The sequence below is a fragment of the Nocardia sp. NPDC052001 genome (assembly GCF_040680615.1).
GTDB lineage: Bacteria > Actinomycetota > Actinomycetes > Mycobacteriales > Mycobacteriaceae > Nocardia.
Genome location: NZ_JBFAXC010000001.1, coordinates 1 through 21,819 on the forward strand (window position 1 = coordinate 1; position 21,819 = coordinate 21,819).

Annotated in this window: 18 protein-coding genes and 1 rRNA gene; 10 read left to right on the forward strand and 9 right to left on the reverse strand. The window is 66.8% G+C overall.

What is annotated here, in order from left to right; genetic code table 11:
- The 4 genes from rrf to AB0L82_RS00020 form a co-directional block, all read left to right on the forward strand.
- Positions 1-92, forward strand: a 5S ribosomal RNA gene (rrf, locus tag AB0L82_RS00005); the annotation flags it as partial.
- A gap of 176 nt (positions 93-268) precedes the next feature.
- On the forward strand, positions 269-1,012 hold the full coding sequence (locus tag AB0L82_RS00010) for a rhomboid family intramembrane serine protease (protein ID WP_364628574.1): 744 nt from the start codon (positions 269-271) through the stop codon (positions 1,010-1,012).
- 33 nt (positions 1,013-1,045) lie between these two features.
- Positions 1,046-1,726 (forward strand): endonuclease NucS, encoded by a 681-nt coding sequence (nucS, locus tag AB0L82_RS00015; RefSeq protein WP_364628577.1) that lies wholly within the window; start codon positions 1,046-1,048, stop codon positions 1,724-1,726.
- Positions 1,727-1,734: 8 nt separating this feature from the next.
- Entirely contained in the window at positions 1,735-2,043 is a 309-nt protein-coding gene (locus AB0L82_RS00020; protein WP_364628580.1) for an ATP/GTP-binding protein, read from the forward strand.
- Between the two features lie 144 nt (positions 2,044-2,187).
- Here the strand turns inward: AB0L82_RS00020 and AB0L82_RS00025 are convergent, their stop codons facing one another.
- Entirely contained in the window at positions 2,188-3,156 is a 969-nt protein-coding gene (locus AB0L82_RS00025; protein WP_364632686.1) for a hypothetical protein, read from the reverse strand.
- An 86-nt stretch (positions 3,157-3,242) separates the two neighbouring features.
- Entirely contained in the window at positions 3,243-3,713 is a 471-nt protein-coding gene (mce, locus tag AB0L82_RS00030; RefSeq protein ID WP_364628583.1) for a methylmalonyl-CoA epimerase, read from the reverse strand.
- Positions 3,714-3,826: 113 nt separating this feature from the next.
- Here mce and AB0L82_RS00035 point away from each other — a divergent pair, with 113 nt between their 5' ends.
- The 3 genes from AB0L82_RS00035 to AB0L82_RS00045 all read left to right on the forward strand — a co-directional run bounded on the left by AB0L82_RS00035 (position 3,827) and on the right by AB0L82_RS00045 (position 6,409).
- Positions 3,827-5,008 carry an acetyl-CoA C-acetyltransferase gene (locus AB0L82_RS00035; RefSeq protein WP_364628586.1) on the forward strand — a complete coding sequence of 394 codons (1,182 nt, stop codon included), beginning with the start codon at positions 3,827-3,829 and terminating at the stop codon, positions 5,006-5,008.
- A 122-nt stretch (positions 5,009-5,130) separates the two neighbouring features.
- On the forward strand, positions 5,131-5,502 hold the full coding sequence (locus tag AB0L82_RS00040) for a DUF3817 domain-containing protein (RefSeq protein WP_364628588.1): 372 nt from the start codon (positions 5,131-5,133) through the stop codon (positions 5,500-5,502).
- A 58-nt stretch (positions 5,503-5,560) separates the two neighbouring features.
- Positions 5,561-6,409, forward strand: coding sequence for a tetratricopeptide repeat protein (locus AB0L82_RS00045; protein WP_364632688.1), 849 nt, complete (start codon positions 5,561-5,563; stop codon positions 6,407-6,409).
- Between the two features lie 120 nt (positions 6,410-6,529).
- Here AB0L82_RS00045 and AB0L82_RS00050 read toward each other — a convergent pair whose 3' ends face one another.
- A complete protein-coding gene (locus AB0L82_RS00050; RefSeq protein WP_364628591.1) occupies positions 6,530-6,760 on the reverse strand; it encodes a hypothetical protein in 231 nt (76 codons plus the stop codon).
- A gap of 210 nt (positions 6,761-6,970) precedes the next feature.
- Here AB0L82_RS00050 and AB0L82_RS00055 point away from each other — a divergent pair, with 210 nt between their 5' ends.
- Positions 6,971-7,591 carry a TIGR03086 family metal-binding protein gene (locus tag AB0L82_RS00055; RefSeq protein ID WP_364628594.1) on the forward strand — a complete coding sequence of 207 codons (621 nt, stop codon included), beginning with the start codon at positions 6,971-6,973 and terminating at the stop codon, positions 7,589-7,591.
- Here AB0L82_RS00055 and glgB read toward each other — a convergent pair.
- The 3 genes from glgB to AB0L82_RS00070 form a co-directional block, all read right to left on the reverse strand.
- On the reverse strand, positions 7,535-9,751 hold the full coding sequence (gene glgB / locus AB0L82_RS00060; RefSeq protein WP_364628597.1) for a 1,4-alpha-glucan branching protein GlgB: 2,217 nt from the start codon (positions 9,749-9,751) through the stop codon (positions 7,535-7,537). The genes AB0L82_RS00055 and glgB overlap by 57 nt on opposite strands.
- Complete coding sequence (locus AB0L82_RS00065) at positions 9,751-11,751, reverse strand: alpha-1,4-glucan--maltose-1-phosphate maltosyltransferase (RefSeq protein ID WP_364628600.1); 2,001 nt, start codon at positions 11,749-11,751, stop codon at positions 9,751-9,753. Before AB0L82_RS00065 ends, glgB begins: the two co-directional genes overlap by 1 nt.
- Before the next feature lie 77 nt (positions 11,752-11,828).
- Positions 11,829-12,479 (reverse strand): hotdog domain-containing protein, encoded by a 651-nt coding sequence (locus AB0L82_RS00070; RefSeq protein ID WP_364628602.1) that lies wholly within the window; start codon positions 12,477-12,479, stop codon positions 11,829-11,831.
- A 194-nt stretch (positions 12,480-12,673) separates the two neighbouring features.
- On the opposite strand from AB0L82_RS00070, the gene glgP reads away from it, so the two are divergent.
- Positions 12,674-15,241, forward strand: coding sequence for an alpha-glucan family phosphorylase (gene glgP, locus AB0L82_RS00075; protein ID WP_364628604.1), 2,568 nt, complete (start codon positions 12,674-12,676; stop codon positions 15,239-15,241).
- Between the two features lie 13 nt (positions 15,242-15,254).
- Here glgP and AB0L82_RS00080 read toward each other — a convergent pair whose 3' ends face one another.
- Positions 15,255-17,309: an AMP-binding protein gene (locus AB0L82_RS00080; RefSeq protein ID WP_364628607.1), complete on the reverse strand. Its 2,055-nt coding sequence runs from the start codon at positions 17,307-17,309 to the stop codon at positions 15,255-15,257.
- Between the two features lie 268 nt (positions 17,310-17,577).
- Here AB0L82_RS00080 and AB0L82_RS00085 point away from each other — a divergent pair, with 268 nt between their 5' ends.
- Positions 17,578-18,939, forward strand: coding sequence for an NCS2 family permease (locus AB0L82_RS00085; RefSeq protein WP_364628610.1), 1,362 nt, complete (start codon positions 17,578-17,580; stop codon positions 18,937-18,939).
- Between the two features lie 150 nt (positions 18,940-19,089).
- Here the strand turns inward: AB0L82_RS00085 and AB0L82_RS00090 are convergent, their stop codons facing one another.
- Together AB0L82_RS00090 and AB0L82_RS00095 are read right to left on the reverse strand one after the other, a co-directional pair.
- On the reverse strand, positions 19,090-21,153 hold the full coding sequence (locus AB0L82_RS00090; protein WP_364628612.1) for an ATP-dependent DNA helicase: 2,064 nt from the start codon (positions 21,151-21,153) through the stop codon (positions 19,090-19,092).
- Positions 21,154-21,241: 88 nt separating this feature from the next.
- Positions 21,242-21,811 (reverse strand): isochorismatase family protein, encoded by a 570-nt coding sequence (locus AB0L82_RS00095; RefSeq protein WP_364628615.1) that lies wholly within the window; start codon positions 21,809-21,811, stop codon positions 21,242-21,244.
- Between the last annotated feature and the right edge of the window lie 8 nt (positions 21,812-21,819).

Genomic DNA, 21,819 nt, shown 5'->3' on the forward strand with positions numbered 1-21,819 from the left:
CGCCCGGTCCCATTCCGAACCCGGAAGCTAAGGCCACCTGCGCCGATGGTACTGCACTCGACAGGGTGTGGGAGAGTAGGACACCGCCGGAACATAATTCGAGAAGACCCCCAGCATTCGCTGGGGGTCTTTTTCGTTTGTCGACTTCGTTTGTCGACCGAGTTGCGAACGTTGCGAGATCTGTCTGAGATATGCGAGAGATCTCTGAGAATTTCGGTTGTTTAACAGCATGTTCTCGAGGAACTCGTAGTCTGTACGGAGCGGCGCCATGGATCATGGAGGCAGCGTCGTGGAGAAGGAGAGCACCGTGGTGATCGTCGAGCCGGTCGCAACGACCCGTACGGGTTGGCGTCGCCTGTTCCTGCCGGTCACCTATGGCTATGCGGCCCTGCTCATCTCGGTCACCGTACTGCTCTCCATCCTCAGCGAGGCCACGCAGACCCGGGTGGTGCTGCACGCCAGCACGAATCTGTACAACCTGCTGCACGGCCGTATCGGCACCCTGTTCTCCAGTGCCTTCGTCATCGACGATCTGCAGAGCGCCGCGGTCATCATTCCGCTGCTGGCCTGTCTGCTCGCGCTGGCGGAGATGAAGTTCGGCGCGCTGCGCCTGCTGCGCATCTTCGTGGTCGGTCACGTCGGCGCGACGGTCATCGTCGCCCTCGGCCTGTGGATCGCGGTATCGGCGAATTGGCTGCCGGTGGAGGTCACCCATGTCTCGGATGTGGGTGTCAGCTATGGCGCGATGGCATTGATCGGCGCTTTCATCGCACTGGTTCCCTCGCGCTGGAAGCCGACCTGGGCCATCACCTGGCTGGCCGTCGCGGTCGCCGGTGTGGCGATGGGCCGCACCTTCACCAATGTCGGTCACCTGCTGGCGTTCTCGATCGGCCTGCTGGCCGGTTATCGGGTGCTGCGCCGCGGTCGTACCGAGCTGCCGAAGCTCAATGCCTGGGAGGGCGGGCTGCTCACCGCGGCCTCGATGCTCGGGTACATCATGCTGGTCGGTTAATCCGCGAGAAGGGCCGTCCCCTAGAGTGCTTGGGTGCGCCTTGTGATTGCTCGTTGCCAGGTCGATTACGTCGGTCGTCTGACCGCCCACCTCCCGATGGCCCGCCGCCTGCTCATGGTGAAGGCGGACGGTTCGGTGCTGGTGCATTCGGACGGCGGTTCCTACAAGCCGCTGAACTGGATGAGCCCGCCCTGCTGGCTGGAGGAGCGGGAGCCGGATACCGAAACGGCGCAACAGCTTTGGGTCGTCACCAATAAGGCCGGCGAGGAATTGCGGATCACCGTCGAGGAGATCGAGCACGATTCCAAGCATGAGCTGGGCATCGATCCGGGTCTGGTGAAGGACGGCGTCGAGGCGCATCTGCAGGAGTTGCTGGCCGAGCACATCGAAACCCTGGGCGCGGGCTACTCGCTGATTCGCCGCGAGTACATGACCGCCATCGGCCCGGTGGACATCCTGTGCCGCGATGCCGACGGCGCGACGGTGGCGGTGGAGATCAAGCGCCGCGGTGAGATCGACGGTGTGGAACAGCTGACCCGCTATCTGGAGCTGCTCAACCGCGATCCACTGCTGGCGCCCGTTGCCGGTGTGTTCGCCGCCCAGCAGATCAAGCCGCAGGCCAAAACCTTGGCCGCCGATCGCGGGATTCGTTGCCTGACACTGGACTACAACGCCCTACGCGGCACCGACAGCAGCGAATTCCGGCTGTTCTAGGGTTGGTTATGCCCCGCCGGAAACCTCGCCCCAGGGATGCTCAGGCGCGGTCCCAGCCGGACCGGCGCCCGCTCGGTGACGTCTTCGGCCGCACCGAGGACGGCCCCGGCGGTGACGAGACCTACATGGTCCGCACCATCCCCGGCACCCGAGCCACCAAGTACTACCGCTGCCCGGGCTGCGATCACGAAATCCCGCCCGGCGTAGCGCATATCGTGGCCTGGCCCGCCTACGGCGGCGAGGACGATCGCAGACACTGGCATACCGGTTGCTGGAAGGGCCGTCACACTCGCGGCATCACCCGCCGCTGGTCCTAAGCCTCCCGCGTGGCTTTCGTCCCGTCCAATTCGAATGAGGCGCCGGGAATACCGCGCCCCGAGGATGTTTCGGTGAAATAAGGAAGGCCGCTCCCGGATCGGGAGCGGCCTTCAGGTGTGCGGGTGTCGCCCGGGCGGAGGATGCTAGCCGGAGATGTCGGCGTTCTCGCGCTCTTCGTCGACGAGGTCGTCGTCACGAGTGTCGATGGCCTTGCGGCTGCTCTTGTTCAGCGAGCGCTGTTCGGGAGCGCCGTCCAGCAGTTCGCTTTCGCGGTTGACGGCGGCGAGCATGGCCGGCACCGAATCGAGCTGACCGCGGATGCCGAGCAGCTGGGCCAGCACGCGACCGCGCAGGACGCGCATTTCCTCGGCCAGTTCCTTGGCGTGCGCGATCTTGCGATCGGCGGTGTTGGTCGCCGAGGTGATGAGGCGGTTGGCCTCGTCGGTGGCGTCCTTGATGCGCTGGGCGGCCTCGGCGCGCGAGGTGGCCTCGAGCTCTTCCATGGCGCGGGTGAGCTTGGTGCGGCGCTCGGCCATGGTGACCTCGAAGTCCTGCTGCGCGGCCTTGCGCTTGGCCTCGGACTCCTTGGTGAGGCGATCGGCTTCGGCGTTGGCCGCTTCGACGATCTTGTTGGCCTCGGAACGGGCATTGGCGAGGGTCTGCTCGAATTCGATTTCGAGCGCCTCGCGCTTCTCTTTGGTTTCAGAGAGGAGCGATTCGTACTTACCACGCATCTCGGTCGCCTGCTGTTCGGCGATCGAGATCATTTCGGCGGCCTCGGCCTGGGCCTGCGCCCGCACCTCGGATGCCTCGTCGGAGGCCAGACGCAGCATGCGCGAGATACGGTCCGACATGCCTTCCGCGGTGGTCGGCGGCACGGAGAGGCGGTCGACCTCCTTACGGAGCTCGTCGATCTCGTCGCGGGCGTCCTCCAGCTGGGCCGCCAGGTTGCGCGCCTGGGCTGCGGCGGCATCGCGATCGGTCGCGGTGACCCTTAGCTCGGCATCGAAACGGTCGAAGTAGTTACGCACCTCGTCACGGTCATAGCCCTTCCGCACGACGGTAAAGGGCAGTGCAACGAAGCGATTACGATCGGGCTCAGTGGACGACATGGCACACAAACTACAGCCTGGTGACCACTGATGGTGACCCGACCGCGAATGTTGTTACAGCCTCTTTAGGGTCGCTGATCTCGGTACTAGTGGGTAGTTTTCGCCGCCGGTTCGACGAGTTCGACCAGCACACCGCCAGCATCCTTCGGGTGGATGAAGTTGATGCGCGAACCCGCTGTTCCCCCGCGTGGGGCTTCGTACAGCAAACGCAAGCCCCGTGAACGCAGAAACGCGGAGACCGCCTCGATATCGGTGACTCGATATGCGAGCTGCTGCAGGCCAGGCCCGTTTCGGTCGATGAACTTGGCGATGGTGGAGGACTCGTTCAGCGGAGCCAGCAACTGGAGGGCAACAGTCCCGGCGGGTGCGCCCGCATAGGACAGCATGGCCTCGTGCACGGCCTGCGCCTCGTTGATCTCGCGATGTGCCTCCACCATCCCGAGATTGTCCCGGTACCAGGCCACAGCCGTATCGAGATCGGGGACAGCGATACCGACATGATCGATGGCGGTGATGTATTCGGCGGGGATGAATTCGGTGTTCTCGGTGTTGCTCACCCTTCGAACGGTAGCGCGCACCTGGGGAAGGCCGCCCGGGTCGGTCGGGTTACCTTTGAGTAGGGCTCCGATGGTTGGCGGAGCCACATCACTCGACGTAAGCGAGGCCTATCGTGACCACCACCGTCATCGTCTCCGGCGCCCGCACCCCGATGGGTCGGCTGCTCGGTTCGTTGAAGGATTTCAGCGGCTCCGATCTGGGCGGCATCGCCATCAAGGCGGCCCTGGAGAAGGGCGGCGTCGCCCCGGAGCAGGTCGATTACGTGATCATGGGTCAGGTGCTCACCGCGGGCGCGGGCCAGATCCCGGCCCGGCAGGCCGCGGTCGCCGCCGGTATCCCGATGGATGTCCCGGCGCTCACCATCAACAAGGTCTGCCTGTCCGGCATCAACGCGATTGCCTTGGCGGATCAGCTGATTCGCGCCGGTGAGTACGAGATCGTGGTGGCCGGCGGCCAGGAGTCGATGACCCGCGCACCGCACATGCTGGAGAAGAGCCGCGAGGGTTTCAAGTACGGCGACGTGACGCTGCGCGATCACATGGCGTACGACGGCCTGCACGACATCTTCACCGATCAGGCGATGGGCGCGCTCACCGAGCAGCAGAACGACGTGCAGACCGTCACCCGCGAGGAGCAGGACGCGTTCGCCGCCGCCTCGCATCAGCGCGCGGCCGCCGCGTGGAAGAACGGCCTCTTCGACGATGAGGTTGTGCCCGTTGCGATTCCGCAGCGCAAGGGCGATCCGGTGCAGTTCGCCTCCGATGAGGGCATTCGCGCCGACACCACCGTCGAATCGCTGTCCAAGCTGCGTCCGGCCTTCCGCAAGGACGGCACCATCACCGCCGGTTCCGCCTCGCCCATCTCCGATGGCGCGGCCGCGGTCGTGGTGATGAGCAAGGAGAAGGCCGAATCCCTGGGCCTGTCCTGGATCGCCGAGATCGGCTCCGCCGGTGTGGTCGCCGGCCCGGATTCCACCCTGCAGGATCAGCCCGCCAACGCGATCATCAAAGCCTGTGCCCGCGAAGGCATTTCGCCCACCGATCTGGACTTGGTCGAAATCAACGAGGCGTTCGCGGCGGTCGGCGTCGCCTCCACCCGCAAGCTCGGCATCGACCCGGAGAAGGTCAACGTCAACGGCGGCGCGATCGCCGTGGGCCACCCCCTCGGCATGTCCGGCGCCCGCATCGTCCTGCACCTGGCCCTCGAACTGAAGCGCCGCGGCGGCGGCATCGGCGCGGCCGCCCTCTGCGGTGGCGGCGGCCAGGGCGACGCCCTCATCATCCGCGTCCCGTAGGACCCACTCATCGAAGGGGGTTTGCGGGGGAAGCCCCGCATTCCCCTTTCCCTTCCGCCGCAGGCGGGGGTGTGACCCATCTCCACTACGGGTCGTCGTAGCGGTCCGGCACAATGGACGCCATGGGTGACTTCTTCGACCTGAGCACGGTCGCTAAGCGGGTTCGGTTCTTCGGAATTCTGGAGGCCCCCAGCTGGGCGCTACTGCTGCTCGGGTCGGTGCTCAAGCGCGCGGACGCGCTGGGTATCGCCGATGGGCCGATCACGTGGCCGGTGATGGTTTTCGGCATGCTGCACGGGGCGATTTTCGTCGGATTCGCGATCAGCGTGCTGCTGGCCTCGCGCGAGTTCGAATGGCCCGCCAAGACCACGATCCTCGGATTGGCCTCCACCGTGGTGCCTTTCGCTTCGGTGTTCTTCGAGCGCTGGGCGATCCGTACCGGTCAACTCGGGGAATTGAGTGAGGCTGCGGCACCCGCCGCCGCGCGTTCGTGACAGACTTGTAGTCGTGACTCGACCCGCGCGACGCCCCTCAGCCGCCGCTGCCGCCGCTATGTCCGGCGCGGTGGACCTGTCCAGCTTGAAGCAGCAGCCGGTGACGGATGTGCCCGCGGGGCACGCCGTCACCGAGGCCGATTTCGAGACCAAGGTGCTGCGCCGCTCCACCCAGGTGCCGGTGGTGGTGGCGCTGTATTCGCAGCGTTCCCCGGGCAGCATCGAATTGGTGAAGCTGCTGGAGCAATTGGTCGCCGGTAACGGTGGTGAGTGGGAGCTCGCCACCATCGAGGCCGAGGCCAATATGCGGATCGCGCAGGCGTTCGGCGTACAGGGCATTCCGACCGTGGTGGCGGTGGCCGCCGGTCAGCCGCTCGCGGATTTCACCGGTAATCAGCCCGAGGCGCAGGTGCGGCAGTGGCTCGATGCGGTGGTGGACGCGGTGCGCGGCAAGCTGCCCGGTGTCGGCGAGGGTGAAGGTGTGGCCGAGGAGCCGGAGGATCCGCGTTTCGTGGCGGCCGAAGAGGCTTTGGAGCGTAGCGATTTCGCGACCGCGGAGGCCGCGTACAAGGCGATTCTGAATGCCGAGCCGGGCAATGCCGAGGCCAAGGCCGCGCTGCGCCAGGTGCAGTTCATCGCGCGCGTGCAGGAGATCGATCCGGGCGCGATCGCCAAGGCCGAGGCCGATCCGGCGGATCTGGACGCGGCGCTGGCCGCCTCGGATCTGGAGATGTTCAATCAGAAGCCGGAGGCGGCGTTCGATCGCCTGATCGGCCTGATCAAGCGCACCGCCGGTGATGACCGCACCCGGGTGCGCACGCATTTGCTGGAGTTGTTCGAGCTGTTCGATCCGGCCGAGCCGATCGTGATGGCGGCGCGCCGCAAGCTGGCCGCCGCCCTGTACTGATTCCCGTACAACACTGATTCCCGTACAACGCAACCGCGCCCCCGCCGAATCGGCGGGGGCGCGGTCGTTTTCACCGTGGTGCGCTATCCCCGGCCGTAGGGTCGCCGGGGAGCGGCGCTACTACTTGGCCGGGTCGGTGGCGGGCTTGCTGCCGAGGCTGCCGGTCAGCGTCTCCAGCAGCTTGGGGAGCAGCGAGGAGGAGCCGGTGGTGCCGGTGGGATCCGGCTCGCCCGGGGCGACCACGGGGGAGGCGGAGACCACGGGGGCCTCAGCGGAGGCCATGCCCGCGCCGGAGCCGATGATGGCGGTCGCGGCGGCACCGATGAGCATGGCAGTTCCGAGCTTCTTCATGCAGATTCATTCCTCTTCAAAGGTTTGCGAATAGTTGGCGGCGCCGCCTCGCCAAGTCCACTACAGCGCAACATGATTCGGCAGCCCGAATAGTTCGGGGCATGGAATTCTGTAACGCGTTCCGGATGCCCGCACTTCTGCGGGGTTGACCCCGCGGGGTGGTCCGGCTATGGGCTGGCCAAGTCCGGAAAAATTAGTAAGCTGATGCTTATGATTGAAACATACGACGAACTGCTCGCGGCCGGACCAGAACTGCTGTCCCTCGATGCCCGCGCGGTGCGCACCAGCGTCGATGTGGTCTCGCAACTGTCCATCGCCGACCTCGACGCCCCCACCCCGTGCGCGGGCTGGGCATTGCGGGATCTGTTGGAACACCTGATCATTCAGCATTACGGCTTCGCCGCGGCCTCCCGGGGCGAGGGTGACCTCGCGCTCTGGAAGCCGATCCCGCTCGGCGCGGATCCGATCGCGGAGTACCGTGCCGCGGCCGAGCACGTACTGGCCGCGTTCGCCGTCCCCGGCGCACTGGAGCGGAGCTTCCCGCTACCCGAGATCCGGGACGGCATCGTCATTCCCGGCGCGCTCGCGGTCAGCTTCCATTTCGTGGACTACGTGGTGCATTCCTGGGATGTGGCAAGGGCTTTGGACCTGACCGTCGACTTCGACGCCGATGTGCTGGCGGCGGCGCTGCTGGTCGCGCAGGCGGTGCCGGGCGGTGAGGTGCGCACCCAGCCGGGCGCGTCCTTCGCCCCGGAGATCATCCTGCCGGACGGGTCAGGGCTCGATCAGGTCCTCGCGGTGCTGGGCCGTTCGCCGAGCTGGCCGCACTGAGTCGGCGGGCGGCGCGGTCGGCACCAGCCACAGCCCGCTACTGGGCGGCAGCGTGATGACCGCGGACGCCGGGCGGCCGTGCCAGGTCTCGGCGGTCGCGGTGACCGCGCCCAGATTCCCGATTCCATTGCCGCCGTACGCGATCGCATCGGTATTGAGGACCTCGCGCCACGCACCGGTGCCGGGCAGGCCGATGCGATAGTCGCGATGTTCGGTCCCGGAGAAGTTGTAGACGCAGGCCAGGATCGATCCGTCCGCGCCGTAGCGCAGGAAGGACAGCACGTTGTTGGCGCGATCGTCGGCGTCGATCCAGGAGTAGCCGCCGGGGGAGGTGTCCTGGCTCCACAGCGCGGGCGTGGCCCGATAGCGCTGGTTCAGATCCCGTACCAGGGTGTGAATGCCTTGGTGCAGTGGGTTTTCCAGTTCGTACCAGTCCAGTCCGCGGTCGTGATCCCATTCGCGGAACTGCCCGAATTCCTGTCCCATGAAGAGCAACTGTTTACCGGGATGCGCCCACATGTAGGCGAGCAGCGCGCGCACGCCGCTGGCCTTGGTGAAGTCGTCGCCGGGCATGCGGGTCCACAGCGTGCCCTTGCCGTGCACCACTTCGTCGTGGCTGATGGGCAGCACGTAGTTCTCGCTCCAGGCGTAGGTGAGCGAGAAGGTGATCTCGTTGTGGTGCCAGGTGCGGTGCACGGGATCATGTTTCAGATATCCGAGGGTGTCGTGCATCCAGCCCATATTCCATTTCATGGTGAAGCCGAGGCCGCCGACTTCGGTGGGGCGGGTGACGCCGGGCCAGGTGGTGGATTCCTCGGCGATGGTGACCACGCCCGGATGGTGCTTGTGCACGGTCGCGTTCATTTCCTGCAGGAACGCGACGGCTTCCAGGTTCTCGCGGCCGCCGTGGATATTCGGCTCCCAGTCGGGGCGCGAGTAGTCGAGGTAGAGCATGGAGGCGACCGCGTCCACCCGCAGCCCGTCGATGTGGAATTCCTCGATCCAGTAGCGGGCGTTGGCGACCAGGAAGTTCCGCACCTCGTGCCGGCCGAAGTCGAAAACGTAGGTGCCCCAGTCGAGTTGCTCACCGCGCCGGGGGTCGGGATGTTCGTACAGGGCGGTGCCGTCGAAGCGTGCGAGAGCCCATTCGTCGCGCGGGAAGTGCGCGGGCACCCAGTCCAGTAGCACGCCGATTCCCTTGCGGTGCAGGTGATCCACGAACCAGCGGAAGTCGTCCGGACTGCCGAACCGGGCGGTGGGCGCGTAGTACGAGGTGACCTGGTACCCCCACGATCCCCCGAAGGGATGTTCGGCGATCGGCAGCAGTTCGATATGGGTGAAGCCCTGGGCGGCAACGTATTCGGCGAGTTGTTCGGCCAGTTCGCGATAGCCGAGCCCGGGCCGCCAGGAGCCCAGGTGCACCTCGTAGGCGCTCATGGGGGAGCGGGTGGGATCGTGCGCCTCGCGGGTGCGCAACCATTCGCCGTCGTCCCAGGTATAGGAACTCTCGGTGACGATGGACGCGGTGGCGGGCGGCACCTCGGTGGCGAAGGCGAAGGGGTCGGCGTGGTCGACGATGCGCCCGTCGGCCCCGTGCACCCGGTATTTGTATTTGGCCCCGGCCTCGACCCCGGGCAGGAACACCTCCCACACACCGGAACCGCCGAGTCGGCGCATGGGCGCGGTATGCCCGCTCCATCCGTCGAAATCGCCGATGACCGCGACCCCGCGCGCGTTCGGCGCCCACACCGCGAAGGCGGTGCCGGTCACCTCGCCGTCGAGGGTGGTGTAGCGCCGGGGGTGCGCGCCGAGCACATCCCAGAGCCGTTCGTGCCGTCCCTCGCCGAGCAGGTGCAGGTCGAGCTCGCCGAGGCCGGGCAGGAAGCGGTAACCGTCTGCGTCGATGACGGTGCGGCCGCCCGGATACGACGTGACGATGCGGTAGTCCCACAGTTCCGGAAACGGCACGGTGCCTTCGAATATCCCGTGTTCGAGATGTTCGAGCGGATGATCGTCCGCCCCGATGCGCGCCGCCACCGTCTCCGCGTGCGGCCGCAGCACCCGGATGACGGTGCCGTCCGGATGCGGGTGTGCGCCGAGCACGGTGTGCGGATCGGGATGCGTTCCGGCGGCGAGCAGCAGCAGATCGCGCCGGTTCATCAGAAGTTTCTTCGATACGCGAGTTCGGTGCGGGCGGCGGCGGGGACCGGTGGCAGCACGAGAATGTGCGCGACCGCGCGCGCGGGGTCCAGGCGCACGAAATTGTGCTGGCCCCAGTGGTATTCCTCGCCGCTGATCTCGTCGTACACCACCGGGCGGTCATGCCATTCGCGGCCGATGGCGGGCAGATCGAGCGAGATGTGGCCCTGTTCGGGACCGTACGGGTTCAGGTTCACCACCACCAGGACGGCGTCACCGGTGCTCGGATCGAACTTCGAGAAGGCAAGCAGCGCATCGCTGTCCGTGCCGTGGAAGTGGATGCAGCGCAGCTGTTGCAGGGCCGGATGCGCGCGCCGGATCTCGTTGAGCCGGGTGATCCACGGTTCGAGGGATTCCCCGCGCGCGGCCGCCTCGGCGTACGGGCGGGGCCGCAGTTCGTACTTCTCGGAGTCGAGGTATTCCTCGCTACCGGGTTGTGCCGCTTGATGTTCGAAGAGTTCGAAGCCCGAGTACACGCCCCAGGTGGGCCCGAGGGTGGCGGCCAGCACGGCGCGAATGGCGAACATGCCCGGCCCGCCGTGCTGGAGGGTCTCGTGCAGGATGTCGGGGGTGTTCACGAACAGGTTGGGCCGGGCCTCATCGGCTTTGGCCGCCAATTCCCTGCCGAATTCCTCGAATTCGTGCTTGTGCACCCGCCAGGTGAAATACGTGTAGGACTGGGTGAAGCCGCGCCGGGCCAGGCCGTAGAGCCGGGCGGGGCGGGTGAACGCCTCGGACAGGAAGATGATCTCCGGATGCGTGCGCCGCACCTGCGCGATCAGCCACTCCCAGAAGTCGGCGGGCTTGGTGTGCGGATTGTCGACGCGGAAGATGGTGACGCCCAGGCTGATCCAGTGCCGGACCACGCGCAGCACCTCGGCGTACAGGCCGTCCGGATCATTGTCGAAATTGACCGGGTAGATGTCCTGGTACTTCTTGGGCGGGTTCTCCGCGAAGGCGATGGTGCCGTCCGGCAGGCTGGTGAACCATTCCGGATGCGCGGTCACCCAAGGGTGATCCGGCGCGCACTGCAGCGCCAGGTCCAGGGCCACCTCCATCCCCAATTCCCTTGCCGATTCCACGAATTCGCTGAAATCCGCTTCATCGCCCAGGGCCGGGTGGATGGCGTCGTGCCCGCCCGCGGCGGAGCCGATGGCCCACGGCGAACCCACATCGCCGGGTTCGGCGGTGAGGGAGTTGTTGCGCCCCTTGCGATTCACCGTGCCGATGGGGTGGATCGGCGGCAGGTACACCACATCGAATCCCATGGCGGCGATGCGCGGCAGATCTTTGGCGGCGGTGGCGAAGGTGCCGTGCACGGGCTTGCCGTCGGCATCGCGGCCGCCGGTGGAGCGCGGGAAGAATTCGTACCAGGCCCCGTACAGCGCGCGCTGTCGTTCCACCAGCACGGCGAACTGCGGCCCCTGTGTCACCAGTTCGCGAAGCGGTGTGGCGCGCAGGATTTCGCTCACTTCGGCGCTGAACGCCGGGCCGACCCGCGCGGGCAACTGGGCATCGCCGCGCAGTGCGGCGGCCGCCGCGCGCAATGCCTCCCACTGCTTCTTCGGCACCGCCTGCGCGGCCCGTTCCAGCAGGCGCGCACCGATTTCCAGATCATTGGCGAGATCGATCGCGGTCTGCCCGACCGCGAGTTTCGCCTCGACGGCCGAGCGCCAGGTGGCGATGGGATCGCTCCAGCCTTCGATGCGATAGGTCCACAGTCCCGGTTTCCCGGGTGTGAAGACGGCATTGAAGACATCGGGCTGATAGTCCGGCGTCATGCGGATGCGCTGCGACCGGGAGGATCCGGGCGCTTTCACCGCGAGGGTGGCGGCCACGGCGTCGTGCCCCTCGCGCCACACCACGGTGCGCACCGGGAACACCTCCCCGACGACGGCCTTCGCCGGCCGACCGCCGGGTATCGCGGGGGCGGTGTCATCGATGGCGATGCGGCCGGTCACCCGTCCGAACTTACCGGGTGCCGTGCCCGCGTGATGTCCCGCCGCCGAGGTGTCGCCGCCGCGACGCGCGTATGTGGCTACTGCTGGCCCGGCTTGAGCATGAGGAACAGGCCGTTGGCTTCGGCGCACAGGCGCTCACCGTCGTGCAGGGTGGCGCGGACGAAGACCTTGCGGCCCTCCACTCGCTCGACCCAGCCGTGCACCGCGAGTTCGGTGTTCAGCGGGGTGATGGAGCGGTAGTCGACGTGCAGGTACGCGGTGCGGGTGACGGCGCGGGTGTGCACGGCCGCGGTCATGCCGAGCAGATCGTCGAAGCCGAGGGCGATATGCCCGCCGTGCGCCGCGCCGTTACCGCCGAGATGGAAGGTGCGGAAGCTGATTCGCGCCCGTACGCCTTCGCGGTCGGCCTGATCCACCAGGTACGGCGGCAGGGTGAGATTGCCGCGCGAGGGCAGATCGGTGCGATGCCAGCTGGGCGCGGACCATTCATCGGTGACGACCTCGTCGAGACGCTCATTGAGCTTCTTCAGCTCGGCGATGGCTTCGAGGGCGATCTCATCGGTCGGGCTGGCCAGGCGCACCCGGTCCATCAGGCCGCGCACCTGCTCGATGAATTCGCCGTAGTGGGCGCCGCCCCTGCTGTTGTCCCGGCCCAGTTCCGCGATCGGCCGGAATCCGCCCTCATGGTGCTCCTGGGACGGAGGTGTCTCGACCTGCTGCTCGCTCATGAGAACACGTTATCGGTTGCCACCGGAATGCCATCGGCTGGGTTGTGCGTAATACACATGCCCGGTATTCGCGGCCCGCCCCATTTCTGGACTGAGTGCAGCGGGGGAGCGAAGCGGAGGAGCGGAGGGAGGGAAGAAATGGGGCTTAGGGGGCCGCGAACCCGCCGGAGCGAAGCGGAGGCAAAATAGACACCGTGAAGGCATTGCGTCGTTTCACCGTCCGCGCCCATCTGCCCGAGCGGCTCTCCGCGCTGACCGAGCTGGCGACCAATCTGCGATGGTCCTGGCACGGTCCCACGCAGGATGTGTTCGCCGCACTCGATCCCGCCCTGTGGGTGGAGGTCGGGCGCGATCCGGTGCGCATGCTCGGGGAGGTGCCCGCCGAACGGCTCGACGAGCTGGCGGCGGATGAGGCGTACACCCGGCGCGTGGACGCCGCCGCCGCCGATCTCGCCGACTATCTGGCTCGCCCGCGCTGGTTCCAGCGGCAGGAGCAGGGGCCGAAGGGTATCGCCTACTTCTCGATGGAGTTCGGCGTCACCGAGGTGCTGCCGAACTATTCGGGCGGACTCGGGATCCTCGCGGGCGACCATCTCAAGGCCGCGTCCGATCTGGGTCTGCCGCTCATCGGCGTCGGGCTGCTGTACCGGTCCGGATACTTCCGGCAGTCGCTGACCGCCGACGGCTGGCAGTCCGAGCACTATCCGGCACTGGACCCGCAGGGCCTGCCGCTGCGACTGCTCACCGACGGCGGCGCGCCGGTGCTGATTCACGTGGCCATGCCCGAGGGCCGGGTCTTGCGGGTGCGGGTGTGGATCGCGCAGGTGGGGCGAATTCCGCTGCTGCTCCTGGATTCCGATATCGCCGACAATGATCCGGAACTGCGCGCGGTCACCGACCGGCTGTACGGCGGCGATCAGGATCACCGCATCAAACAGGAGATCCTGGCCGGTATCGGCGGCGTGCGGGCGGTGCGCGCCTACACGCGCGCGTACGGGCTGCCCGATCCCGATGTGTTCCATATGAACGAGGGCCACGCGGGTTTCCTCGGCATCGAGCGCATTCGCGAATTCATGGTCGCCGGAATGGATTTCGACGCCGCGCTGACCGCGGTGCGGGCCGGAACCGTCTTCACCACGCACACTCCGGTCCCGGCCGGTATCGACCGGTTCGCGGGCGCGCTGGTGCGGCGCTACTTCGGCGGCGCGCACGGTGAGCGGGAATCGCTTGTGCTGCCGGGTGTTTCGGTGGATCGCATTCTCGCCATGGGCCGTGAGGCCGATCCGTCGGTCTTCAATATGGCGCACCTGGGATTGCGACTGGCCCAGCGCGCCAACGGCGTATCGAAACTGCACGGTGAGGTGAGCCGCGATATGTTCGCGCCGCTGTGGCCGGGCTTCGACGCGTCCGAGGTGCCGATCGGCTCGGTCACCAATGGCGTGCACGCGCCGACCTGGGCGGCGCGCGAATGGATCGACAAGGCGCGCGAACTCATCGGCGATGAACTCGTCGAGGAGGCGCGCGGCTGGGAACGGCTCTGCGATGTGGACCTGCGCGAGCTGTGGTCGACCCGGAACGCCTTGCGCGGCATCCTCGTCGACGAGGTGCGCCGCCGGGTGCACGCGTCCTGGCTGGAGCGCGGCGCGGCCCCGGCCGAACTGGGCTGGATCGACGACGTCTTCGATCCCAAGGTGCTGACCGTCGGCTTCGCCCGCCGGGTGCCCACCTACAAGCGGCTCACCCTGATGCTGCGTGATCCGGATCGCCTGCGCGCCTTGCTCCTGGACCCCGAACGCCCGGTGCAGCTGGTCGTCGCCGGTAAATCGCATCCGGCCGATGACGGCGGTAAGGCGCTCATCCAGCAGATCGTGCGGTTCGCCGACGATCCGGAGGTCCGGCACCGCATCGTCTTCCTGCCCAACTACGACATGTCCATGGCCCGGTACCTGTACTGGGGATGCGATGTGTGGCTGAACAATCCGCTGCGGCCGCTGGAAGCCTGCGGCACCTCCGGTATGAAGTCGGCGCTCAACGGCGGGCTCAACCTCTCCATCCGCGACGGCTGGTGGGATGAGATGTACGACGGTGAGAACGGCTGGGCCATCCCCACCGCCGACGGTGTGCGCGATGACCACCGGCGCGATGATCTGGAAGCCTCCGCGCTCTACGAATTGCTGGAACGCGCTGTGCTGCCGCGCTTCTACGATCGCGATCACGATGATCTGCCGGTGCGCTGGATGGAAATGGTGCGCCATACGCTCCAGACGCTCGGCCCCAAGGTGCTGGCCTCGCGCATGGTCCGCGATTACGCCGTCGACTACTACACACCCGCCGCCGCGGCCTATACGGCGGTGTCGCAGAACGATTTCAAGGGCGCGCGGGACCTGTCCGAATACCGCCGCCGCATCGAATCCGCCTGGCCGACAGTCCGAGTCGTGCAGGTGGACAGTTCCGGTCTGCCGGATATCCCGGTCATCGGCGCGGATCTGGCCCTGCGCGCCCGCATCGATCTGGGTGGCCTGACGCCCGCCGATGTCAGCGTGCAGGCGGTGCTGGGCCGGGTCTCGACCGCCGACGACCTCACCGATGTGCACACCATGCCCATGACCCACACCGGAACGGACTCGGGCACAGAGGTTTTCACCATCGAAACCCCGGTGCCGCTGTCCGGCGCGGTCGGCTACACGATTCGCGTGCTCCCGAGCCACCCGCTGTTGGCGTCGGAGTCGGAGGTCGGCCTGGTGGCTACCCCGAGCCCCTAGTCCCCTCGGGGTCCTAAGTCGCCTGTCCCAGTGTGCGTTTGAGGATCTTCCCGGTCGCGTTGCGCGGCAGCGCGTCCAGGAAGGTCACATCGCGGGGCACCGAGAATCGGCTGACCCGGTGCCGAATGTAGTTGCGCACCATCTCCGAATCGAGTCCGGAGCCGGGCCGTTTGACCACGAAAGCCGCCAGCCGCTGGCCGAATTCGTGATCCGGCACGCCCACCACCGCGACCTCGCTCACCTGCGGCAGGTGCGAGAGCGCCTCCTCCACCGAGCGCGGGAAGACGTTCTCACCGCCGGAGATGATCATCTCGTCATCACGCCCGGCCACGAAAAGTTTCCCGGAGGCGTCCAGATAACCCACATCGCCGGTGTCGAGCATGCCGTGCGCCTCGGCGGGCGGGGTGGCGTCGGTGTAGCCGTCGAAGAGCATGTGATTGCCGACGAAGATCCGGCCGGTCGCGCCGACCGGCAGAATCCGCTGATCCGGTCCCAGCACACCGATTTTCGTGCCGAGTGGCGGCCGTCCGGCGGTGGTCGGGGACATGCGCAGATCGGCCGGATCGGCGATGCTGGCCCAGGACACCTCGGTGGAGCCGTACACGTTGTAGAGGATGTCCCCGAAGGTGTCCAGGAATCGCAGTACGGTCGCGCCCGCGATCGGAGCCCCGCAACTGGCGACCACTTTCAGACTGGACAGGTCATACCGCGCCCGCACGTGCTCGGGCAGATCGAGGATGCGGTTCACCATGATCGGCACCACGATCAGCGCGGTCACCCGATGCTCGGCGATCCGCCGCAGACAGTCCTCGGCGTCGAAGCGGTCGTTCAGCACCAGGGTGGCGCGAATGGCCGTCGAGATCTGCAACGCCGCCAGCCCCCAGGTATGGAACAGCGGGGACGGAATCAGCATGGTCTCGTTGACGCCGAACGGGATTCGCGACAGCAGCGCCGCGACCGTCCCGAAACCCTTGGGATGCGGTCGCCGCGCGCCCTTGGGCGTTCCGCTGGTCCCGGAGGTGAGCACGATCAGCCGCCCGGGCCGGGAAGGCTTCTTGGCGGTCAGATTGCGCATCGAGATGAGGTCCTCGATGGTGGTGCGCCCCGGTTCGGGCGGCCGGTCATCGGTGGTGAAGCGCGGCAGATCCGCAGGCAGATACCGCACCAGATGCTCGAACTCACTGTCCACGAACAGCGCCGAGAGCGCGTGCCGGTGCACGATCTCCTCGATCTGCCGGGCGGGCAGCCCGGTATTGAGCAGCACCGCGTCCGCGCCGGATTTGCCCGCGGCCACCATGGCCTCGACCATGCCGGTGTGATTGCGGCACAGCAGTCCGACCGCGGTGCCGGTGCCGAAGCCGAGCGCACCCATCGCGCCCGCCAAAGCGGTACTGCGCGAATGCAATTGATCGAAGGTGCTGGAGTACCGATCGTCGAGGACGGCGAGCCGGTCGGGGGAGTGCGCCGCCGCGGCCGCGTACCCGCCCGCCAGGCTGAACCCCCATTTGGCCAGGCTGCCAATCTGTTTCAGCCCTACATCGGGCCGATAGGTGCGCACCACCCCGGAGGCCACCATCTGTCTGGCGACGCCCGCCTGCAACTTCATCGGCGAGTCCTCGCCATTGACGATGACGGCGGTCGGCGCGCCGGTGACCAGTTCGGCCGCGCGCTTGAGCCCGGCGTGCGTCCAGGACACCGCCGCGGCGTTGGGCAGCTGCGCCGCCAGCGGATGCACCAGCGCCGCTTTGAAATACGTGACGGACACCCGGGTCTTATCGCCGGCCTCGCGCAGCCGTACGGCGGCGAAACTGCCGGTGGCGGCGCAATGCAGTTCGAAGCTCTCGTATTCGCGGCCCAGGCGCATCTGTACCTCGAGCGTGCGGACTTCCTGTCCTACGCCGCCGACCCGCAGCGTCAGAGTCGGGTATTCCGCGGCGGCGTCACGTTCCTCACAGGCGCCGATACCGCGAAAGAGCCGGGGGTAGGACTGCGGCTCGACGAGCACATCCCAGAGTGATTTGCGACTGATCGCGAACTCGGCGATCGCGTCGATGACATCGGTAACCACGCATTTGCACTTCTCGTCCGCCGGTTCGAATCCCTCACCCCCGGATTACGCATTTGTAACGTCTCAGACAGTCGTGCGCAAGCTTTTCGTATTACCGGTGAGTAGTAATTTTATTTGCCCTGTAATTGCGCTTACGCCACTGGAAAAACAACGGTGAGGCAGGTGCGATTGCCCACGATTCGCCGGGCCGGTTGAACATCCGGCGAACGGGACAAGTACGGTGCCATGGCACCACTCTGCCCTCCTGTCGACTGGAGACCACACACTCATGAGCACCGACGTCCGCACGCGCACCAAGGGGCGCATCGACGCGTACTTCGGCATCAGCGAACACGGCTCGACCGTCAAGCGTGAGCTGATGGCCGGAACCATCACCTTCCTGGCCATGTCGTATGTGCTCGCGGTCAACCCGGCCATCCTCGGCGACCACGGCGTGCTCGGCGACAAGGGCATGCCGACGCAGGCGGTCTTCACCGCCACCGCCGTCGCGGCGGTCGTCGGCACGCTGGTGATGGGCATCTGGGCCAAGTATCCGGTGGCGCTCGCGCCCGGTATGGGTCTCAACGCGTTCTTCGCCTACACGGTCATCCTGAACATGGGAATCCCGTGGCAGGAAGCGCTTTCGGGCACCTTGCTCTCGGGCATCATCTTCTTCGTCCTGGCCATCACCAAGGTCCGCGAGAAGATCATCGACGCCATCCCGCTGCAGATGAAACTGGCGGTCGGCGCCGGTATCGGCATGTTCGTGGCCTTCTTGGGCCTGAAGAACGCGGGCATCGTGGTCGCCAGTGACGCCACCTTCGTGCACCTGGGCGACTTCCACAAGGGCACAACGCTATTGGCGCTGTTCGGCCTGCTGGTGACGGTCGTCTTCCTGGTGCTCGGCTGGCACGGCGCGGTGCTCTACGGCATCCTCTCCACCACCATCCTGGGCATTGTCTGCGGTCTGGTGGAACTGCCGAATTCCATTGCGGCACTGCCGCACGGGCTGGACAAGACCTTCGGCCAGGCCGTCATCCATCTGCCGGACGCGTTCACCGGGCAGATGATCATCGTGGTGCTCACCATGCTGTTCGTCGACTTCTTCGACGCCTCCGGCACCTTGATCGGTGTGGCCAATCAGGCCGGGCTGCTCACCAAGGAGGGCAAGCTGGAGCGCGCCGGGCAGGCGCTGGCCGCCGATTCGGTCGGCACCGCGGCCGGCGCGATCATCGGCACCTCCACCACCACCGCGTACGTCGAATCCACGGCGGGTGTTTCGGCGGGCGGGCGCACCGGTTTGACCGCGGTGTCCACGGCGGGCTGGTTCCTGCTCGCCATGTTCCTGTTCCCGCTGTTCGCGGTCGTCGCCGATGTGCCGTCGGTGACGGCTCCGGCGCTCATCGTGGTCGGCGTGCTGATGTCGCGCGCGCTCGGCGATATCGACTGGAGCCGTTTGGAATACGCGGTTCCGGCGTTCATCACCGTCATCATGATGCCGCTGACCTATTCGATCGCGAACGGCATTGCCATGGGCCTGTTGTTCTACCCGATCGTCATGGTGGCCAAGCGACGCTGGCGCGAAGTGCATCCCGTGATGTGGGTGCTGATGGCGGTATTCCTGTCGTACTTCTGGTTCCTGGCCGAATAGTCGGGCCGGGGCGGTTTGTGGTCCCCGCGCCGCGTGCAGGGCTTGGCGCGGGGACTATGACACTGCCGATGTGGGAATTGGGGGGTCCACCGGAGTATCGCAAGCCAATTTACTTCTGTTCGGAAGTATGAACCACCCGTGTGACTGTTCTCACACGGGTGTTTTGTTTTGCGAAACACTTTGTGTCAAACGCGCCAAAGCCTTTGTCACCACTTGTGGATCGGATGTTTCCCAATAGGGCGGCAGTGACGCTCGCAAATATCCGCCATAGCGCGCGGTCGCCAGACGTGAATCCAGAATGGCGATTACACCGCGATCATCCACGCTGCGCAGCAGTCGCCCGGTGCCCTGTGCGAGCAGCAGTGCCGCGTGATTGGCGGCGACTGAGAGAAATCCATTGCCGCCCCGCGATTCCACCGCGCGCTGGCGGGCGATCAACAGCGGATCGTCCGGGCGCGGGAACGGAATGCGGTCCAGGATAACCAGACTCAGCGAGGGACCCGGCACATCCACGCCCTGCCATAGCGAAAGGGTGCCGAACAGCGAGGTTTCCGGATCGTCGGCGAATTTCTTGACCAGTGCGCCGGTGGCGTCATCGCCCTGGCACAGCACCGGGGTATCCAGGCGTTCGCGCAGAATCTCGGTGGCCGCCTTGGCCGCTCGCATGGAGGAGAACAGGCCCAGGGTGCGGCCGTTGGCCGCGGTGATGAGCCGTTCGATCTCGTCCAGATAGGCGGTGGGCAGGCCGTCCCGGCCGGGGGCGGGCAAATGCTTTGCCACATAGAGGATTCCGGATTTCGCGTGATCGAAAGGGGAACCCACATCCACCGAATTCCAGCGCAGTTTCGCTGCGTCGGAAGGGGTTTCCTTACCGCTGGCCAATGCCGGATCGACCTGGGCCGACGATTTGGGCGGCAGGCCCCAGGTGACCGCCAGATTGTCGAACGAGCCGCCGATCTGCAGCGTCGCCGAGGTCAAAACCACTGTGGCGGTGCCGAACAGCTGGCTGCGCAGCAGTCCGCCCACCGAGAGCGGGGCCATGTGCAGGGTGCGGCGCGGGACGCCGCGCATCTCGTCCACCGAGAGCCAGATGACATCGCGGTGCGCGGCCGGATCGGGTTCCTCGTAGGTGGTGAGCACGCGCACCGCGGCATCGTGCACCTCCTCGATGGCGGCCAGCGCCTGATTGCGCAGCGCCGCGCCCTCGGGATCGGCCTGCGCGCTGTTCGCGCCCTGCGGGGCGAGCGCGGTGCGGGCATTCCACGCCGCATCGCGGATCAACGCCAAAACCGGTGCGGCGCCGTCGGGTAGGCGATCCCAGCGGCCGGGATTCAATTCGTCGAGCAGGGTGTGCCAGGCTTCTGCCGCGCCTTCGAGCCGATCCACTTCCTGCTCGTCGATGAGCTTGGTGCAGCGTTTGGCGGCGGCGCTGATCGCTGCGGTGGACAGCTCCGCGGTGGCCACACCCGTGACCCGATCCACCAGTTCGTGCGCCTCGTCGATGACGACCACATCGTGTTCGGGCAGCACCTGGATACCGCTGATGGCGTCGATGGCCAGCAGCGCGTGATTGGTGACCACCACATCCGCGGCGCCGGACTCCGCGCGCGCCTTCTCCGCGAAGCAGTCCTGTCCGAAGGAGCAGCGCGACTTCCCGAGGCACTCACGGGAACTCACGCTCACCTGCCGCCACGCCTGATCGCTCACCCCCGGAGTGAGCTCATCCCGATCGCCCTTCTCGGTATCGGACACCCACTCGTGCAGCCGCTGCACCTCGCGCCCCAGTCGCGAGACCGCGAAGGCGTCGAACAACTCCGCCTCGGCGGGCTCGTCCGGAATCGCGCTATTGATCTTGTTCAAGCACAGATAGTTGTTGCGCCCCTTGAGAATCGCGAACTCCGCCACGCGTCCCAGCGGTTCCGCCAGCGCCTGACTCAATCGCGGCAGATCCCGATCCACCAGCTGCCGCTGCAATGCGATGGTCGCCGTCGACACCACCACGGTCCGCCCGGTCCGCACCGCGTGCCGCAGACTCGGCACCAGGTACGCCAATGACTTTCCGGTACCCGTGCCCGCCTGAACGGCCAGGTGTTCCCCGGTATCGATGGAATGCGCCACCGCCGCGGCCATCGTCTGCTGTCCCTTGCGCTCTTTACCTCCCAGCGCCTCGACAGCAGTGGCCAATAGCTTCGGGACCGGTGGGAGTTCAGGCACGGCGGCCAGGGTACTGCGCGCCGCCGACAACCCGCGCGCAAACCTCGGTGTGCCGGACGATCCGACGCGTGCTAGCCGAGTGAGCTACTCACTTCTCCAGCGTGCCCGCGAGGTCCACGCCGGAGGAGCGCAGGGTGTCGAGCGCGGTGCGGACGGTCGCGGGCGTGACGGCGGCCGTGAGCCCGAGCAGGACGCGGGTGTCGAAGCCCGCCGCGCGGGCGTCCAGGGCGGTGGCGCGCACGCAGTGATCGGTGGCGATGCCCACCACGTCCACCGCGTCGATGGCGTGCGCGCGCAGCCAGTCCGCGAGGCCGGTGGAACCGTCCGACGCGGTGCCCTCGAAACCGGAGTAGGCGGCGGTGTACGCGCCCTTGGAGAAGACCTCCTGAATCGGCGCGGTATCGAGCGCCGGATGGAAATCCGCCCCCGGCGTGCCGACCCGGCAGTGCGGCGGCCAGGTGTCCACGTAATCCGGGGTGTCGGAGAAATGCGCGCCCGGATCGATGTGGAAATCGCGAGTCGCCACCACGGCGGTGTAATCCGAGACCCCCAGGTACCGGGTGATCCGCTCGGCCACCGCCGCTCCGCCCGCGACGGCGAGCGATCCGCCTTCGCAGAAATCGTTCTGTACGTCGACGACGATCAAGGCTCGGCTCATGGCGACCT

Excerpts from the sequence above, each read along its gene's own strand:
- AB0L82_RS00055 (WP_364628594.1), top strand. The coding sequence starts at position 6,971 with ATGATTGAAACATACGACGAACTGCTCGCGGCCGGACCAGAACTGCTG.
- AB0L82_RS00085 (WP_364628610.1), top strand. The coding sequence starts at position 17,578 with ATGAGCACCGACGTCCGCACGCGCACCAAGGGGCGCATCGACGCGTAC.
- AB0L82_RS00020 (WP_364628580.1), top strand. The coding sequence starts at position 1,735 with ATGCCCCGCCGGAAACCTCGCCCCAGGGATGCTCAGGCGCGGTCCCAG.
- AB0L82_RS00045 (WP_364632688.1), top strand. The coding sequence starts at position 5,561 with ATGTCCGGCGCGGTGGACCTGTCCAGCTTGAAGCAGCAGCCGGTGACG.
- AB0L82_RS00070 (WP_364628602.1), bottom strand. The coding sequence starts at position 12,479 with ATGAGCGAGCAGCAGGTCGAGACACCTCCGTCCCAGGAGCACCATGAG.
- AB0L82_RS00040 (WP_364628588.1), top strand. The coding sequence starts at position 5,131 with ATGGGTGACTTCTTCGACCTGAGCACGGTCGCTAAGCGGGTTCGGTTC.
- glgB (WP_364628597.1), bottom strand. The coding sequence starts at position 9,751 with ATGAACCGGCGCGATCTGCTGCTGCTCGCCGCCGGAACGCATCCCGAT.
- AB0L82_RS00050 (WP_364628591.1), bottom strand. The coding sequence starts at position 6,760 with ATGAAGAAGCTCGGAACTGCCATGCTCATCGGTGCCGCCGCGACCGCC.
- AB0L82_RS00025 (WP_364632686.1), bottom strand. The coding sequence starts at position 3,156 with ATGTCGTCCACTGAGCCCGATCGTAATCGCTTCGTTGCACTGCCCTTT.
- AB0L82_RS00010 (WP_364628574.1), top strand. The coding sequence starts at position 269 with ATGGATCATGGAGGCAGCGTCGTGGAGAAGGAGAGCACCGTGGTGATC.
- AB0L82_RS00095 (WP_364628615.1), bottom strand. The coding sequence starts at position 21,811 with ATGAGCCGAGCCTTGATCGTCGTCGACGTACAGAACGATTTCTGCGAA.